General features: G+C 54.6%; 13 protein-coding genes. 7 read left to right on the top strand and 6 right to left on the bottom strand.

Annotation, left to right across the window (positions count from 1 at the left end):
* Window positions 1–9: 9 nt before the first annotated feature.
* Window positions 10–1,698 (top strand): 2-succinyl-5-enolpyruvyl-6-hydroxy-3-cyclohexene-1-carboxylic-acid synthase, encoded by a 1,689-nt coding sequence (gene menD / locus RHP47_RS07700; protein WP_310840144.1) that lies wholly within the window; start codon window positions 10–12, stop codon window positions 1,696–1,698.
* A gap of 11 nt (window positions 1,699–1,709) precedes the next feature.
* On the opposite strand, the gene RHP47_RS07705 is transcribed toward menD, so the two are convergent.
* A complete protein-coding gene (locus tag RHP47_RS07705) occupies window positions 1,710–2,069 on the bottom strand; it encodes a hypothetical protein (RefSeq protein ID WP_286625218.1) in 360 nt (119 codons plus the stop codon).
* Between the two features lie 433 nt (window positions 2,070–2,502).
* On the opposite strand from RHP47_RS07705, the gene RHP47_RS07710 reads away from it, so the two are divergent.
* Window positions 2,503–5,265 carry an SMC family ATPase gene (locus RHP47_RS07710; RefSeq protein WP_310840145.1) on the top strand — a complete coding sequence of 921 codons (2,763 nt, stop codon included), beginning with the start codon at window positions 2,503–2,505 and terminating at the stop codon, window positions 5,263–5,265.
* Here RHP47_RS07710 and RHP47_RS07715 read toward each other — a convergent pair.
* The gene (locus RHP47_RS07715; protein WP_024125599.1) at window positions 5,262–5,399 is read right to left on the bottom strand and encodes a hypothetical protein; all 138 of its coding nucleotides are present in this window, start codon (window positions 5,397–5,399) and stop codon (window positions 5,262–5,264) included. The two genes, RHP47_RS07710 and RHP47_RS07715, sit on opposite strands and share 4 nt — an antisense overlap.
* Window positions 5,400–5,715: 316 nt before the next feature.
* Between RHP47_RS07715 and RHP47_RS07720 the strand changes: the two genes are divergently transcribed.
* Window positions 5,716–6,456, top strand: coding sequence for an FHA domain-containing protein (locus RHP47_RS07720; protein ID WP_149819698.1), 741 nt, complete (start codon window positions 5,716–5,718; stop codon window positions 6,454–6,456).
* A gap of 207 nt (window positions 6,457–6,663) precedes the next feature.
* A complete protein-coding gene (locus tag RHP47_RS07725; RefSeq protein ID WP_149819700.1) occupies window positions 6,664–6,990 on the top strand; it encodes a 2Fe-2S iron-sulfur cluster-binding protein in 327 nt (108 codons plus the stop codon).
* A 122-nt stretch (window positions 6,991–7,112) separates the two neighbouring features.
* Here RHP47_RS07725 and glmS read toward each other — a convergent pair whose 3' ends face one another.
* Both glmS and RHP47_RS07735 read right to left on the bottom strand, forming a co-directional pair.
* The gene (gene glmS / locus RHP47_RS07730) at window positions 7,113–8,993 is read right to left on the bottom strand and encodes a glutamine--fructose-6-phosphate transaminase (isomerizing) (protein ID WP_310840147.1); all 1,881 of its coding nucleotides are present in this window, start codon (window positions 8,991–8,993) and stop codon (window positions 7,113–7,115) included.
* Window positions 8,994–9,032: 39 nt separating this feature from the next.
* Window positions 9,033–9,338: a hypothetical protein gene (locus tag RHP47_RS07735; RefSeq protein WP_190278022.1), complete on the bottom strand. Its 306-nt coding sequence runs from the start codon at window positions 9,336–9,338 to the stop codon at window positions 9,033–9,035.
* Window positions 9,339–9,685: 347 nt separating this feature from the next.
* Here RHP47_RS07735 and RHP47_RS07740 point away from each other — a divergent pair, with 347 nt between their 5' ends.
* Window positions 9,686–11,179, top strand: a complete 1,494-nt coding sequence (locus tag RHP47_RS07740) for a UDP-N-acetylmuramoyl-L-alanyl-D-glutamate--2,6-diaminopimelate ligase (RefSeq protein ID WP_149819706.1) — start codon at window positions 9,686–9,688, stop codon at window positions 11,177–11,179.
* Window positions 11,152–12,693, top strand: coding sequence for a helicase C-terminal domain-containing protein (locus RHP47_RS07745; RefSeq protein WP_310840149.1), 1,542 nt, complete (start codon window positions 11,152–11,154; stop codon window positions 12,691–12,693). The genes RHP47_RS07740 and RHP47_RS07745 overlap by 28 nt, the downstream gene beginning before the upstream one ends.
* Here the strand turns inward: RHP47_RS07745 and larE are convergent.
* Window positions 12,665–13,477 carry an ATP-dependent sacrificial sulfur transferase LarE gene (gene larE / locus RHP47_RS07750; RefSeq protein WP_190278327.1) on the bottom strand — a complete coding sequence of 271 codons (813 nt, stop codon included), beginning with the start codon at window positions 13,475–13,477 and terminating at the stop codon, window positions 12,665–12,667. The two genes, RHP47_RS07745 and larE, sit on opposite strands and share 29 nt — an antisense overlap.
* A gap of 153 nt (window positions 13,478–13,630) precedes the next feature.
* On the opposite strand from larE, the gene psb30 reads away from it, so the two are divergent.
* Complete coding sequence (gene psb30 / locus RHP47_RS07755; protein ID WP_149819710.1) at window positions 13,631–13,771, top strand: photosystem II reaction center protein Ycf12/Psb30; 141 nt, start codon at window positions 13,631–13,633, stop codon at window positions 13,769–13,771.
* 20 nt (window positions 13,772–13,791) lie between these two features.
* Here psb30 and recJ read toward each other — a convergent pair whose 3' ends face one another.
* On the bottom strand, window positions 13,792–16,056 hold the full coding sequence (gene recJ, locus RHP47_RS07760; protein WP_399381618.1) for a single-stranded-DNA-specific exonuclease RecJ: 2,265 nt from the start codon (window positions 16,054–16,056) through the stop codon (window positions 13,792–13,794).
* Window positions 16,057–16,116: the final 60 nt, after the last annotated feature.

Genomic DNA, 16,116 nt, shown 5'->3' on the forward strand with positions numbered 1-16,116 from the left:
GATTGATGAATGATTCTCACTGAAAATCTCAATGTCCTCTGGGCGAGCGTCCTCTTTGAAACCCTCTATCGCTTAGGACTGCGGACAGTCGTTCTCTCGCCGGGATCACGTTCGGGACCATTGGCGATCGCGGCTGCTGCCCATCCCCATCTTGAGGCCCTGCCGATTCTTGACGAACGCTCGGCAGCTTTTTTTGCCCTTGGCCTTGTCCAACAGCAGGGACGACCCGTTGCCCTTGTCTGCACTTCAGGTACTGCTGCGGCCAATTTCTATCCCGCGATTATTGAAGCAAGCCTTAGTCATTTACCGTTAATTGTGCTGACCGCCGATCGCCCCCCCGAATTGCGCTTTTGCCAAGCGGGACAAGCCATTGATCAGGTGCATCTCTATGGTCATGCCGTACGTCACTATCGCGAACTAAGTCTGCCGGAACTTGCTTTGCTGCCCTACCTGCGGCAAACCCTCTGCCATAGCTGGCAAACTGCCCTCTGGCCAGATCCAGGCCCAGTACATTTGAATATTCCTCTACGGGATCCCCTTGACCTACGCTCTGAGGCCAATTTTCATAGGGCACTTCCTGAAAACTTCTTTGATCAGGTGCAGCCCTTTGTGCCGCCTCGGGTTGTCACCGCTCTCCCTTGGCAAACATGGCAACAGATGCAGCGGGGGTTGATTATTGCAGGACCCAGTCATGGGGTGGAGCCTTTGGCGGAAGCGGCCGCGATTGATCGCCTGAGTCGGTTTCTGCAGTGGCCAGTGCTTGCCGATGCCCTCTCCTACGCACGGGGACTGCCCCACGGCATTACCCATTACGATCTGCTGCTGCGAAATGGCCACCTACGGGAATCCTTGCGTCCTGAAGCAGTGATTCAACTAGGGCCGCTACCCACCAGTAAAGCCCTGCGGGAGTGGCTCAGTGCCTGCGATCCGCTGATCTGGTGCCTTGACCCCACGGGCGATAACAACAATCCCCTCCATGGCCGCTGTCAGACGCTGGCGATCGCCCCCCAAGATCTGGACTGCCCCCCCGACCCCCTGCCCCCCAACCCCTACCTCAAGGACTGGCAAGACCACGATCAACGAGTACATGAGCAACTGAAGCGAACCTTGGAGGCCATTGATTGGTTCTGTGAGGCCAAGCTGATTTACCATCTGCCGCAGTGGTTGCCATCGCAAACGGCGATTTTTGTGGCCAGTAGTATGCCCGTGCGCGATGTTGAGAGTGTTTGGCGGGCGAGCGATCGCCACCATCGTTTTTACTTTAATCGAGGCGCCAACGGCATTGATGGCACATTATCTAGTGCCCTTGGGGTTGCCCATCGCGGTCAGCCCACCCTCTTGATCACGGGGGATTTGGCCTGCTTGCACGATACCAATGGCTGGCTGATCACGCCCCAGTTTCAAGGGTGTCTAACCGTACTGCTGATCAATAACAACGGCGGTGGTATTTTTGAGCATCTACCGATTCGGCGGTTTGATCCACCCTTTGAGAGCTTTTTTGCCACCCCCCAAGCGGTCAATTTTGCCCATCTTGCAGCGGCCTACGGTATTCCCTATCACTGCTTACAGGATTGGGCGGATGTGCAAACCCAACTTTCCCTTGCCCCTTGGCCAAAAATACGGCTTTTGGAATTTAGGAGCGATCGCCACCAGAACGCCCAATGGCGACAGCAGGTGCTGGCTCACCTTGGGATCTGACTTGTGGTATCTCAGTGGCTGTGGATGTGGTGGGAGAGCAACTGTTCCTCCAGAGCAGCAATCTGGTTGTAGGCCGCCGTGAGTTGTGCCGTGAGCCGTTGAATTTGAATCTCTGGACTCAGGGGGCGATCGCTACTGAGGTTGCGTGTTTGGCTATAGTCATCATCCACCAGAATATCCTTGTGCTCTGGGGTACTCACCAAGGGGCGAGGTTTGGGCAGGGGATTCTGCTCAGTGGAAGTTACGGGCAGAGGCTTGAGCCGCCCCTCCTCTAGGGCCTTAGAAACCTTTTGGTTGAGTTGTTCAACGATCTGGTAGAGGGCATCAATTTTGTTACTCAGAACCAGAATCTGCTTATGTAATAAATCCACAGGTCAAATCCTCTCGTGGTGAAATGCTGTAGCTTTCAACTCAACTGCCTCTGGAGAAAATAGCGGTGCAAGGCATTCCTAACCCTAGGCACTAGAAATACGCTTGATAAGATAAATTAGGCATTTCTCCAAGCGTAGGGTGCCTAGAGCTAGGAGCATCGAGTGCGGAGACTAAGCTTGCCGAAAAACAAGGACATTACTATAGATCCAGCCTAGGGAAAGTCACTCGCCAATGGCAACTTTTTCAAAAAGACTTAAGACCAAGTAAACTTTTGTAAAAGTATGGATTGTTTTATCAATGCAGAACACCTGCCGACAAGCAATATTCTTCAGGAACTTCACACTTGGCTGAGCGAGGGTAGCTAGCTTCTGGTCTCTCACTTATTGTCTGATCTATTGTTCTATCAACTGCCCCAGCCTTTGGAGACGGACAGTGGAAATTCAGCGACTAACCCTAAAAAACTTTAAGACCCACCGCGATCGTACGTTTGAGTTTCTGCCCGGTGTGAATGTCATCTGTGGCGAGAATGGTGCGGGCAAAACCAGTATTTTTGAAGCCATTGCTTGGGTGCTCTTTGATGCTACGTCGGGGTATGGCAGTGGCTTTAATAAGGTCATTATTCGCAAGGGCGCTAAACGTGCCGAAGCCACGGTGCAGTTTATCTCAGCGGTGGATGGTCGCTCCTATGTGGTACGGCGCAATACGCAAATGGGGTACGCGATTTTTGACCCCCAAGTGGGAGAACTGGGGCTATCACTGCGTGAAGATGTCCAAGCATGGTTGCGGGAGCACCTTGGTATCCGCAGTGCCTTTCCCCTCAAGGATCTCTTTGAGCAGATCATTGGCATTCCCCAAGGGATGATCACGGCGGATTTTCTCAAGCCACCCGCCCAGCGGCGGCAAGTTTTTGAACCGATTTTGCAAGTCAGTGACTATCGCCAAGCCTTTGACAATGCCCTTGCCCTCGTGAATTTTTCCCAAGAGCAGGTGGTGTCCCTAGAGCGGCAGTTGGCGGTGCAAAAACAAGAACTGGCCACGCGATCGCAATACGAACAACAGGCAACCGCCTTGGCAGCGGAGCTAGAGCGCGATCGCCAGCAGTGCGAGGAATTACACCAACAATGTCAGGCCTTAGCCACTGAAAAACAGCAATATGAAGCTGCCGTTGAAACCCTGAACCGTCTTGCGCAAACCTGTCAGCGCCTCGAAGCCCAACTCCATCAGCAGGAGGAACTGTGTCGCGATCGCCAGCGCCAGTTGGCCGCAGCTCGCAACAGCCAAGCCCAGTGCCAGCAATTGCAAGCCGACTACGATCGCTATCGGCAGCAGGAGAGCCGCTACCAAGAACTCGAGCAGCAACTGCGGGGACGAGCTGCCCTTGAGCAGAACATCCGCAAGCTAGAGCAACAGCAACACAAGCTGGCTACCCAATTGGCCAGTATTGAAAGCCAACGTCAAGCGATCGCCACCATTGCCAGCCAACTCGCGGCCCTTGAACCCCAAATTGCTGCTGCCGACGCCCTCGATGCCGAAATTGCCCCCCTTGAGGCGCGCTACCAACAAGCCCAGCAGGCGGATCAAGAACTGCGCCACCTCAAGCAACAAGCGGCAACGTTGCAAGCCCGCCTTGAGGAAATTGCGCAACAGGTGCAAGCCCTAGAGCAACAGCGTCCCATAGCCGCCACCTTGAGCGCTAAACAGGCAGAACGGGAGCGACTCCAAGCCCAACTCAGCCACGCCACCGCCGCCCATGCCTTTGCTGCTACCCTCGATCCCATTCTCAAGAGAGCGCAAACCCAAGCCACGGAAACGGATCCCCTTGTAGCGGCAGCGATCGCCGAACTCACTGCCGCTCAGCAATTTGCTCTAGTTCGCCCTGCCATTGAACAGGGGCTAACGGCACTCCAACAGCTGCAGGAGAACTACCGTTGGCTTTTGGATCAACTCACGGCACTGCGACAAACCCTCACGGATCCTGCCGCTATTCCTGCCCTCAACCAAACGTTAAAACAGTTAGAAACTGACATTGCCCGTGCTGCCGCCGGAGAACGATCCCTCTTGCAAGCCCAAGCCCTTGAGGAGGAACGCAGCCGTTTGGCAGCAGAGCTTAAGCAGTTGAGCGATCGCCAGCACACCGTAGAACCCCTAAGCAAAGAACTCACTGATTTAGAACGCCGCTTGAACGAGTTACGGGAAGAACGCGCCAACCTTGGCCAACCCCATGCCCAGCGCCAACTGTTACTGGAGCAGCAGGCAGCAGCCCCCCAACTGGAAGCCGACTACGCACGTTTGGGCAGCGAACAGGCCAGCCTACAAGCTCGCCTCACCCCCCTTTATGAGGAACGCCAACACTATGCCACCCTTGAGGAACAGCGGCAACAGCTGAGGGATGAGCTAGCTAGACTACGTCCCAGCTATGATACCTATCTCCAACACCAGCAGCAGGCCGCCCAAGTAGAAAGCTATGAAGCGGCCCTGAAAACAGCTATGCAAGCCGCCCATGAGTTAAAAGCTGCCCTTGCCAAAGCCCAAGCAGAGTACAACGCCCAAGAGCAAGGGGTCGATTTAGCCGCTCTGGAGGCCGTGCGCGATCGCTACGAAAACCTACACCGCGAGTATCAACGGCTCCTTGGTGCGATTCCTGAAAAAGAAAAGCAGTACCAAACCTGCCTTGCCACCCTCAAGCATCTTGATGAAGTCGCCACCGAACAGGAAAAGACACTGCAAAAGCTCGTAGCGGCACAAAAACACCACTCTCTGATTGAGACGGCCCGCGAGATTTTCAAAAAGAGTGGCCCCCGCGTCAGTGAAGCCTATCTGCACACCGTTTCCAGCGAAGCCGATCGCCTGCTGCGCGAACTTCTCAACCGTCCCGATGTGGCGCTCCAGTGGACATCGGACTATGAGATTCAGGTGAATGAAGGCGGCTACTGGCGACCCTTCAAAAGCCTCTCCGGCGGTGAGCAAATGTGTGCTGCCCTTGCGGTGCGCTTAGCCTTGTTGCGGGTACTGGTCAACACCGACATTGCCTTCTTTGATGAGCCGACCACCAATATGGATCAGGTGCGCCGCCAACAACTGGCCGAGAGCCTGAGCAATCTCAGAAGTTTTCATCAACTTTTTGTGATTAGCCACGATGCAACCTTTGAAGCCCTCACCGAGCACACGATCCATCTGGAGCGATCGCTCCCTTAGGCGTAGGCCGTGTGGAGTGCCCACCAAATGAGTGCCGCAATAAAGCCAAGAATCAAAACGGCAGAAATCGCGATCATCGCTGGGCTGTCGGCACCATCAAACTTCATAATGCCGCGATTAAAATCCGTGGCCATAGGAATAAACTCCAAGCACCATTGAATCCACAGTAACCAAATTAATTTTAGGCTGTTCTTCTGGCAGTGGGGTTGAGGATAACGACTTGTTACGATTTGTGGCGCTCCCTAAAAACCCTCTTCAATGTGATCAATATCACAGCAGCCCTAGGTGAAACAGGCAAAGGTAGAAGTAAGCACACAGTCTAGACCACTTGTTGAAGTGTCACGTTTTGTAACGTTGCTCCTGCCCTAACTCAAGCTGAAGGCGGGGAGTGTTCAGATTTGCAGAGGGGATGAGTTCTTGAGGGCTGTTGAAACACGGGGGATAGAGATAATGAATAGCCTGCAACAGGAACGTCACGTCTTAATTTTGAATACCGTGGGTGGCCGGCGGGCGATCGCCCTTGAGGCAGCGGCCTACTCCCTTGGGCGCGATGAGAGTAATGCCATTGTTATTGACTTTGAAACCGTTTCCCGCCAGCACGCTATTCTCCTGCGGGTACCTGTCCCCGGTACCACCAGCTATCGCTATCGTTTGGTGGATGGCAATGCCAATGGTAAGCCCAGTACCAACGGCACCTTTGTCAATGGCAAGCGCATCAGTAGCCATGAATTGCAGCACGGCGATGTGATTCTCTTTGGTCGTAAAGCCAAGGCTTCCTATCTCATGCTCTCGATGGCGGATACCGAGTTCAGCCAATATCTGCAATCCATTGCCTTCCAAAGCATTAAATCCGATCTGCGGGGTGCCAAGGAAACCCTTGTGGGTATGGAGCTAAGTGGCGAACTGCGGCGAACCCCGAGCCGTGAATTGGTGGCAGCGGCAGCCACGCAGTTACATCCTGAAGCCGAACCCGCAAAAGAGACCTTGGCCAGTGAGAGCGACAGGGAGCCGCAGGGGAACAACAAAGAAACCGTCCATGAAAAAGAGAGCCAAGGCTCAAAAACCAGCCTCGTGGGTCTAGGGGCAATCGCCCTGGTGGTTGTTGCCATTATCGCAGGAGCCGTCTGGCGATCGGGCTTCTCCCCCAGTCAACCGCAGGGTACACCACCTGCCACTCAAACCCGCCACTAGCTCAACCCAGATCCTGCATTGCTTTGATAAATAGTTTCAAAGTATAAACAATTCCGTATAACAGTCGTTCCCCTGAGTCTCTTTGCTAAAATGAAAGCAATATAGAATGCGTTCTACAACTGCCTGTGGGGTTGCGATCGCTCTAAAGCCATGGGTTAAGCGGACAAACAGACAGGCATTTCAAAAGCAAGTTTTAGGAGAGCTTGAATGACAAAGCGGGATCATAGCAAAGTTTATAATGTCACACTGGTCAATGAAGCAAAAGGCTTGAATAAAACCATTCGTGTTCATGCCGACGAGTACATTCTTGATGCTGCCGAAGCCCAAGGTATTGCTTTGCCCTACTCCTGCCGCGCCGGTGCCTGCGTCAACTGTGCTGGTCGGATCATCAAAGGCACGGTGGATCAGTCGGATCACTCCTTTTTGAAGCCTAAGGAGTTGGATGCTGGATTTGTGCTCCTGTGTGCAGCCTATCCCACGTCCGATTGTGTGATCTCAACCCACGAAGAAGATAACTTACTGAACTTGACTTAATCTTTTAGTTAATTTCGTCATTATTATCGCTCAAAAATTAAGTACCCCGTAGGGGCAAGACCACAAGTTTTGCTATGGGGTCTTTTATTAGTTATTGACATTGCCGTCGGTGCAATACAAGGTTATTCAACAGTTACTGACTTGGCGAGGTTGCGGGGTTGATCGACATCTAAGCCACGGCGGGCAGCAATGTGATACGCCAACAGTTGCAGGGGGATCACCGTCAGGATGGGGGAGAGAAGCTCATCGACCTCGGGTACAGGTAAAAGGTTATCGAAGGTGTGCTGGGCTTCGGCTTCGTCAAGGGGGGTAACACCAATGAGGCGGGCATCGCGGGCACGGGCTTCTTGGGCATTGGAGAGGACTTTCTCAAAGACACTGCCAGGCATGGCGATCGTGACCACCGGTACTTTGGCATCGAGCAGGGCGATCGGGCCATGTTTCATCTCACCCGCAGGATACCCCTCGGCATGAATATAGCTAATTTCCTTGAGTTTGAGGGCACCTTCGAGGGCAATGGGAAAGTTGATGCCCCGTCCCAAAAAGATAAAGTCTTGGGTCTCGGAAAAGTCATGGGAGAGAGCTTCAATATAGCGTTCTTGGCTCTCTAAGATTTGCTCCATCTGGGCAGGCAATTGGCGCAAGCCAGTGACGAGTTCCGCCAAGCGGGAGCGATCGCAAGACTGACGCTGCCATGCCAACTCCAAGGTCAGCAAATAGAAGGCCATGAGTTGAGCCACAAAGGTTTTTGTAGCAGCTACGCCAATTTCAATACCGGCACGGGTATCAATAATGTGGGGCACCAGATGCCCAAGACTACTTTCTGGGCGATTGGTAATCCCCAGCAAACGAGGTTGGAGAGCGCCCGTAAGTCCTTGGCGGCGTTTTAGCTCCATCTCTAGGGCGGCAAGGGTGTCGGCTGTTTCCCCTGACTGGGTGACGCCAATGGTGAGGGTATGGGGTAGCAGGGGTGGGGGCGCATAGCGAAACTCTGAGGCATATTGCACACTGGTGGGAATCTGGGCGATTTGCTCAAGAAGATATTTGCCCACAAGGCCAGCGTGCCAACTGGTGCCACAGGCAACAATTTGAATGTGCTGCAGATTTTCGAGGAGGCTGGGGTCTAGGTGCAACTGCACCGGGCTACAGGAACTGTTCTCATCCCAATCGGCTCGCAAATAGTCCTCTAAACAGGTGCGCACCACCCCCGGCTGCTCATAGATTTCCTTGAGCATGTAGTGCTTAAAGCCCTGCTTTTCCACCATGACGGGGTTCCAGTTGAGGGTGCGAGGGGTTTTGCGTAGGCGATGTCCCGCAAAGTCATAGACTTCAACCCCTGTGGGCGTCAACCGAGCCAGTTCGCTATTTTCCAGCGGCAATACAGCACGGGTATAGGGAATGATCGCTGGGGTATCGGAGGCGCAGAAGAATTCCCCTTGGCCAAAGCCAATGACAAGAGGGGCTTGCTGCCGGGCCACGATCAATTCATCGGGATAATCCGCACAAATAACGGCGATCGCAAACGCCCCTTCCAGTTGATGAACCGCTTGGCGTACTGCTTCTAGGAGGCCATTGGCGGTGGGGGTCTCAGGCAACGCTTCGGCAATCAGGTGGGGAATGACTTCTGTATCGGTCTCGGAGCGGAAAATGTGCCCCCGCGCTTGGAGTTGCTCCCGCAGTTCACGGTAGTTTTCAATGATGCCATTTTGCACCACGGCTAGGCGATCGCGACTGTCGCGATGAGGGTGGGCATTGTGTTCCTCTGGTTTACCGTGGGTCGCCCAACGGGTGTGGCCAATGCCAACATGGGCAATCATGTCCAGCTGTTCGACCTTCTCAGCCAAGTTGTGGAGTTTGCCCTTGGCGCGCACACAGAGGAGTTCGCCCTCATTGAGTGTGGCAATGCCAGCGGAATCATAGCCTCGATATTCCAGCTTTTGCAGCCCCTGAAGCAGGACTTGGGCTGCTCGCTGTGGGCCAATATAACCAACAATGCCACACATAATTTATAGACCTCGTAAGCTGAGAGAAACAGGAGTGCTCTAACGACGGCTAGCAAATTGCGGCAGTTCCACTTGTGACCGTTTGAGGGGGATTCGCGAACGGGAGGCAAAGCGTTCTTTGGTGAATTCGGCTTGCCACGGTTGAATGCCAATGGGTTGAATCGAACGCGGATGGGAAACTGCTGGCATGGTGATCGCGTCTAAGGGTTTCGAGGCGGTTCTGGAGGGAACCTGAACGCGGTAAACTGTCCTGTGCCAAGAGGTTTCAATCTGGCGGCGAGAATTGGCGATCGCGTGCCATTCTTGATCATCCATGTTCCACTCTACTTTGTGCCACTCACTCATCACCCAACACCCACACCTTGATGACATCTTGTTATTTGGATTTTTATGAACTAGATTATCGGAATTTTAACAAAAGGCAAGCTTTGGACAAAAATTGTCACAGGATGCTAGGGGGACAGCCTGTAACTCCCGTCACCTGCTGTGTTGAGCAATTACGCCAATCCGCTAGGGTCCATGCGCTTTCAGTACAACTCAAGACACTTCACAAACTGGTACGTGCCTAGGCTTTATCTCCTCTCACAGAATTCCTCATCCATACAGTGGGGTCGTTCATTTCCGTATCTTTCACCGGCGAGTGCCGTAGTGCCACAATACCCTAAACGGCCTATCACTGGAGATGCACAGCCATGAACCTACGGGAACTCCTGACGGCGGCAGCGATTACGCCGAGTTTTGAACATCCTGCCCTCGATCAAGAGGTGAAGTCCCTGAGTACGAATTCTTGGGAGTGTCAGCGTGGCTCTTTGTTTATTGGTATGCCCGGTACGCGGGTGGATGGGGGCAATTTTTGGCCAAGTGCCTTGGTAGCTGGGGCGATCGCGGCAGTGGTGTCTCCGCAAGCCAAACCCCGTGAGGGAGATGCCTGTGTGATTGTCGTACCCGATATCGAACGCGCCTGTGGCCGACTTGCAGCTGCCTTTTATGGTTATCCCAGCCAACATCTCAGCCTCTTGGGGGTCACAGGCACCAATGGCAAAACAACGACGACTCACTTGGTGGAGCATCTCCTCAATCATGTGGGCTACCCAACGGCACTCCTAGGCACGCTCTATAGTCGTTGGCCGGGACACTGTGAGATTGCCAGTCATACCACGCCCTTTGCGGTGACCCTTCAGGAACAATTGGCGGCAGCAGTCGCAGCGGGCTGTCGGTTTGCGGTCATGGAGGTGAGTTCCCATGCCTTAGCGCAGGATCGGGTGTGGGGTTGCCAGTTTGAGGTGGCAGCTTTTACCAACTTGACCCAAGATCATCTGGATTATCACCGCGATCTGGAGGATTATTTTGCCGCTAAGGCCAAGCTCTTTACTGCTGACTATCTTAAGGGTCGAGCAATTCTCAATGGCGATGATCCCTTTGGCCAGCGACTGGCTCAACAGTTGCCGCGCGATCGCTACTGGACCTATGGCCTCAGCGAGAATGCTGATTTTCGGGCTGAGCATCTCACCTATCGTGTCAATGGCGTGACGGGCACGGTTCATACCCCTATCGGTAGCGGCACCCTAGACTCGCCTTTGGTGGGACAGTTTAATGTGGCCAATGTGCTGGCCGCGATCGCCATGGGGGCAGCGGTGGGACTCCCCCTAGAATCGATGCTGAAGGCCATTCGTGACTTTGCGGGGGTACCGGGGCGGATGGAGCAGGTGCGCATTAGCCCAGACCAAGAGATTACGGTTCTTGTGGATTATGCCCATACCCCCGATAGCCTTGAGAACTTGTTAAAAGCTGCCCGTCCCTTTATTCCCGGTAAGCTGATCTGTGTCTTTGGCTGTGGCGGCGATCGCGATCGTACCAAGCGTCCCCAGATGGGAACCATTGCCGCTCGCCTTGCGGATCAAGTGGTGGTGACATCCGATAACCCGCGCACCGAGGATCCCCGCCGCATTCTTGATGACATCCTTGCTGGTATCCCACCACAAACGCCGCTGATTGTTGAGGCCGATCGCCGTCAAGCGATTCTGCAAGCCATTCTGAGCGCAGCGCCGGGTGATGGCGTGATCATTGCCGGCAAAGGCCATGAGGACTACCAAATTCTGGGGACTGAAAAAGTTCACTTCGACGATCGCGAGGAAGCCCGCACTGCCCTCGAACAGCGATGCAAACAACGACCGGATCAGGGCTAACGTGCCACAATAGGGGATTGTTGTTCCACAGCGAGCAGATTGTGATTGAGGCAGAGGTTCACCGCCAATTACGGGCATTTTTACGCAGCAGTGGCGATCGCTGGTGGCCTCACCATCTCACCTTGGCGCGGCTGGTTGCCCGTGCCCTACGGCTGCAGCGGGGGTGTTTACTTCAAGTCACTCAGCGGGCAGTGTTGCACCATCGCTATGGCCTGAGTTATCTGCTGCCGCTGCTGTTGTATCCTGAACCTGCCCTGCTTGTCGTCCCCCAAGAGCGACTGACACGACTACTGCACCAAAAAATTCCTGAACTCCTCACCTTCCTTGCGGTTGCGAAACCGATTCAGCATAGCCAGTACCCGCAGCCAGCCTTTGAGGGGGTGCTTGTAATGAGCCTCGAGGACTGGTGTCGCCACACCACCGTCTATCCCAACGTTGTCACGATCATTGATGGCATTGAAGCCTTGCCCCAAATTGCCCAGCAGCAGATGACCTGCACCATTACCACCAGCGATTGGGAGCATTTGAAACTGGCTCTTCCCGGTGCAGTTGATGCCATTCGCCAAGTCTATGCCCAGTTGGTGCAGCATCTCTTGCAACGGCCCCACAACCCCTATGGCGATTACCTGCTGACGCCAACGGAACAACAACCGCTCCTTGAGCTACTCAATCAATGGCCGCAGGGGTTGCCTCCCCAATGGTCACAACTGCGTGAATACCTCAACCGCAGTGACACGGCAATTTGGGGACGCCGCCACCCGACGGTGGGCTACTTTACGCTTCAAGGGCACCCCCTGAATTTGCGTCCCTATTTTCAAGGCATTTGGTCACAAGCTCCCTTTGTTCTGATCGGTAGCGGTCCGGAGACTGACCCGCCCTTGGCCTATGTGCAACAGGAATTGGGCATTCCTCCCCAAACCACGATTAAATTTGCTGGCGATCGCCACAGTGAAGCGATTACGCTCTCAATTGCTGAAGACTTACCTCTCCCTAACACCCCAGAATTTGCCCCAGCCGTCCTGCGGCGTCTCTACGATCTCATTGGCACGATCGGCCATCGGCGGGCGGTGATCCTTGTCAGCGATGTGCCCCTACGGGAACAGTTGGCCACCCAATTGGCTGCCCTCTACGGTTCACGGGTACAGGTGGAGACCCCCAACCTTGACACGAACACGATTTTAGTGACGGGGGAGACCTTTTGGCTGCGTCATGGGGCGCAGTTGCCCTGCCCAGCGCTATTCGTCTTAACGACGTTGCCCTTGCCCTCGCCAGAAAAAGCGGTGGTAAGTGCCCGCATTGAATGGCACAAGCAGCAAAAACAGGATTGGTTTCGCCAGTATCTCTTGCCAGAGTGCTTGACGGTGCTGGATCGTGCCCTTGCCCCTGTGCGTCAGGATGAAACGCTGGTGGCGATTTTGGATCGGCGGCTCACGGAGCGCAGCTATGGCCGGGAAATTCTCCAGAGTCTCAGTCCCTACAACCGCGTTAGCGATCGCGCCCAATCACCGCGTTGAGTTTGCCACTGCGAAAGCCCTCTAGATCCAACGTGACATAGGTAAAGCCAAGGGACTGAAAGTGGTTTACCAGCTTCTCCAGATCCGTCATCGTCACAAAGTGGGCAATCTGCTCTTGGGGCACCTCAATGCGCGCCGTATCGCCATGGCTGCGGACGCGGCACAGTTCCCAGCCCTGCTTGCGCAGGTAGTATTCGGCATTGCCCACCCGTTGCAGCTTGGCAAGGGTAATTTCCTCACCGTAGGGAAAACGCGAACTGAGACAGGGTTGGGCAGGTTTATTCCACCACGGCAGCCCTAGGGATTTGGCAATTTCGCGCACCTCGAGTTTACCAATCCCCACCTCGGCAAGGGGCGATCGCACCCCCCGCTCTTTGGCCGCAGCAATGCCGGGGCGATAGTCTTGAAGATCATCGGCATTCACGCCATCAAGAATATAGTCATAGCCCCACGCCTGAGCCAGTTCCCGCAGGCGATCGTGGAGTTCACTTTTGCAAAAGTAGCAGCGATTGACGGGGTTAGTGGCGTAGTTGGGGTTCTCCAGTTCATGGGTTTCAATCAGCTCATGGCGAATGCCAATGGTCGCTGCCTGAATACGCGCATCCTCTAGATCCGCTGGAAATAATGAGGGGGACACCGCCGTGACCGCCACTGCGCGATCGCCCAAGACATCCTGAGCCACCTTGGCCACGAGCGTACTATCAATACCACCAGAGTAGGCAATCAAGGCTCGATCGAGTTCGCCAATGAGATCCCGTAAGGCCGCTAGTTTGTCCACGCCCATCACCGACCGATATTCCGAGAATTCTGCTCCTACAGTTTAGCTTAGGGATAAGAGAAGAACGCTCAAGCCCTCATTAACCAAATGCTGCGAGTGCTCCCCCCTGCTCTACAATAAAATCACGAACTGATAACCGCTGATTGCTCGGGAGAACCTATGGGAATTTTCAATGGCATTATTGAATTTCTTAGCAATATCAACTTTGAGGTGATTGCCCAACTGACCATGATTGCCATGATTGGCATTGCAGGGCCGGCAATTATCTTCCTATTGGCTGTGCGTCGCGGCAATTTGTAGGCGATTTCTTTATTCAAGACTTAGGAAGTCCCCCACCTTTGCGCTAGCCGTGCCAAATCCTTGGCTTGCAGCTGATACCAGCGTTGCAATCGTGTCAGTTCGGCGGTAATGCTCAGGGTGGGGGCAAATCCTTCGCAGCCATAGCTCAAATGGCGCAGGATCGCTACAAGCGTACAGGGAGCAATCCAATAGGTTTGACTCAAGGCTAAAAGATTCACCTTAGTCTGTTCTTTGAGGTCATTTTGAATTGAGAGGATGAGGGTTGTCAGCGGAGCGATCGCCGGTCGTTGGCACCCTACATAGACCATTTCTGGTTGGGCAATGGCCAAGAGCCAACGCAAGTGGGTGGCAGAGGGCGGCAGTGACCAGAGAATGAGGGTGCGACAGCGATCGCGGGGGCGATCGTAGTGAATGATTGCCGTGGTTAAGTTTGGGGGGACCTCAGGGCGGCCATAGCCATAGAGCAAGACATTGTCCCGCAACTGCGGCAGGAGCGTTGTCAAAGGCGGTAGGGGTTGCCAATGGGGAAGCGGGTGACTGGGCGGATTAGGGACGTACCACGCCAGTGAGAGTTTGACCCCCTTGAGTTCGAGTTCCAACTGGGTTTCGCCATTCCAAGTGTGGGCTGTGAGGTGATAGGCAATATCGACCGTGGTGGGCAACGGAAAAAATTGTCCCCAGCGCCAAGCCTTAGCGGTCATCTGCCGCCCATTCTGCTCTAGGGTGAGTTGCAGATGTTCCCGCTGCTGACCCATGGGTGCTTGTTCGAGAATCTTGACCCCGCGACTACAGAAAATTGGCTGCGGATTCTCACTGCCAAAGGGTTGCAGTTGCTCCACTTGGGCGTAAAAGTCCCACGTCAGCTGCTCAAAGGAGACTTCGGCATCAAGGGTAACAAGGGGACGCAGATCCTCTGGTTTGAGACAGGTTTGGGCAAAGGCTCGCAGGCGATCGCGCCAAGTCGCTAAATGCTCCGCCCGTAGGCTAAACCCCCCGGCTGCCCTATGACCGCCATATTTCAAGAGCAGATCCTTGGTCGCTTCAAGGGCCTCAAAGACATGGAATTCGGGAATACTGCGAATTGAGCCGCGAATGGTTGTCTCATCTTCATAGGTGCCAATAAACACCGGTACGCCGTAGCGCTCCACAAGCCGCGAGGCAACAATGCCAATGACCCCATGGTGCCAGTCGGGCTGGACGATCACTAAGACCCACTCCTGCCGGGGATCAAAGCCCGTCTCTTCAAGGTGGGCGATCGCCTGTCTCTCAATTTCAGCACAGAGTTCCTGACGGCGGTGGTTCGTTGCCTCGCAGAGGGTGGCCAATTCCAGAGCACGCTGCGGATCTTCTGTGGTCAGCAGGTCAATTACCACTTGGGGATCGCCAATGCGGCCAATGGCATTGATGCGCGGCCCCAAGCGAAACCCCACCACCGTCGGCTTGAGAGCAGCATCCTGAGCAGGCAAACAACCCGCCACCCGCATCAGCGCTTGCACCCCTACAAGAGAAGAGGTGGGAATTGTTTGCAACCCCTGCTTGACCCAGCGGCGATTCACTCCCGTCAAGGGCGCCAGATCCGCAATCGTGCCCAAGGTACACAGTTCTCGCAAGGGTCGCACCAGTTCGCGCCAGTTGCCCAGTCGCTGTGCTAGGGACAGAGCAAGGGTATAGGCCATTCCCACCCCAGCGAGGGTATGGTAGGGGGATGCTGGCGGCACCAGTTTTGGATTGAGAATGGCATGGGCAGGGGGCAGTTGCTCCGGTACATCGTGGTGATCCGTCACGATCACCGTCAGTCCCAGTTCCCGTGCCTTGAGAATGGGCTGGTGGGCAGCAATGCCGTTGTCCACCGTGAGAATCAGTTTCACACCGCGCTCGTAGCAGTCTTGAACAATCCGCTCATTGATGCCGTAGCCTTCCTGCATCCGCGAGGGAATTTCATAGTCAATGTCGGCGCCTAGATGGCGCAGCGCACGCAACAGCAGAGCGGTACTGGTCATGCCATCAGCATCGTAATCGCCACAAATGGTCATTTTGTCACCGCGGGCGATCGCCCGTTGCAACAATTCCACCGCTAAATCAAGGTCAGGAAAGACGGTATTGGGAGGCGGTAGCTCTAGGGTTTCGGGTTCAAGAAACGCCCGGACGGCTGTGGGAGTCGTGAGACCCCGCCGCAGATAAATTTCCGCCAGTGATGCGGGACAACCCAAGGCCTGCCTCAAGGCGTCACAAGACTCGGGATCAATTGGTGGCAAGAGCCAACGTTGCTGGGGAAGGGCACCCATGATGCGGCGGGGGGAGATAGGCAAAGCGATAACCCCAATGCTAACTTGAGTGTGGCTTCG

The organism is Thermosynechococcus sp. QKsg1 (assembly GCF_031586415.1).
GTDB lineage: Bacteria > Cyanobacteriota > Cyanobacteriia > Thermosynechococcales > Thermosynechococcaceae > Thermosynechococcus.

Bases quoted from the DNA above. Each gene is read 5' to 3' on its own strand.
- menD (WP_310840144.1), top strand. From the start codon at position 10: ATGATTCTCACTGAAAATCTCAATGTCCTCTGGGCGAGCGTCCTCTTT.
- RHP47_RS07715 (WP_024125599.1), bottom strand. From the start codon at position 5,399: ATGGCCACGGATTTTAATCGCGGCATTATGAAGTTTGATGGTGCCGAC.
- RHP47_RS07720 (WP_149819698.1), top strand. From the start codon at position 5,716: ATGAATAGCCTGCAACAGGAACGTCACGTCTTAATTTTGAATACCGTG.
- RHP47_RS07725 (WP_149819700.1), top strand. From the start codon at position 6,664: ATGACAAAGCGGGATCATAGCAAAGTTTATAATGTCACACTGGTCAAT.
- glmS (WP_310840147.1), bottom strand. From the start codon at position 8,993: ATGTGTGGCATTGTTGGTTATATTGGCCCACAGCGAGCAGCCCAAGTC.
- RHP47_RS07735 (WP_190278022.1), bottom strand. From the start codon at position 9,338: ATGAGTGAGTGGCACAAAGTAGAGTGGAACATGGATGATCAAGAATGG.
- RHP47_RS07740 (WP_149819706.1), top strand. From the start codon at position 9,686: ATGAACCTACGGGAACTCCTGACGGCGGCAGCGATTACGCCGAGTTTT.
- RHP47_RS07745 (WP_310840149.1), top strand. From the start codon at position 11,152: ATGCAAACAACGACCGGATCAGGGCTAACGTGCCACAATAGGGGATTG.
- larE (WP_190278327.1), bottom strand. From the start codon at position 13,477: ATGGGCGTGGACAAACTAGCGGCCTTACGGGATCTCATTGGCGAACTC.
- psb30 (WP_149819710.1), top strand. From the start codon at position 13,631: ATGGGAATTTTCAATGGCATTATTGAATTTCTTAGCAATATCAACTTT.
- recJ (WP_399381618.1), bottom strand. From the start codon at position 16,056: ATGGGTGCCCTTCCCCAGCAACGTTGGCTCTTGCCACCAATTGATCCC.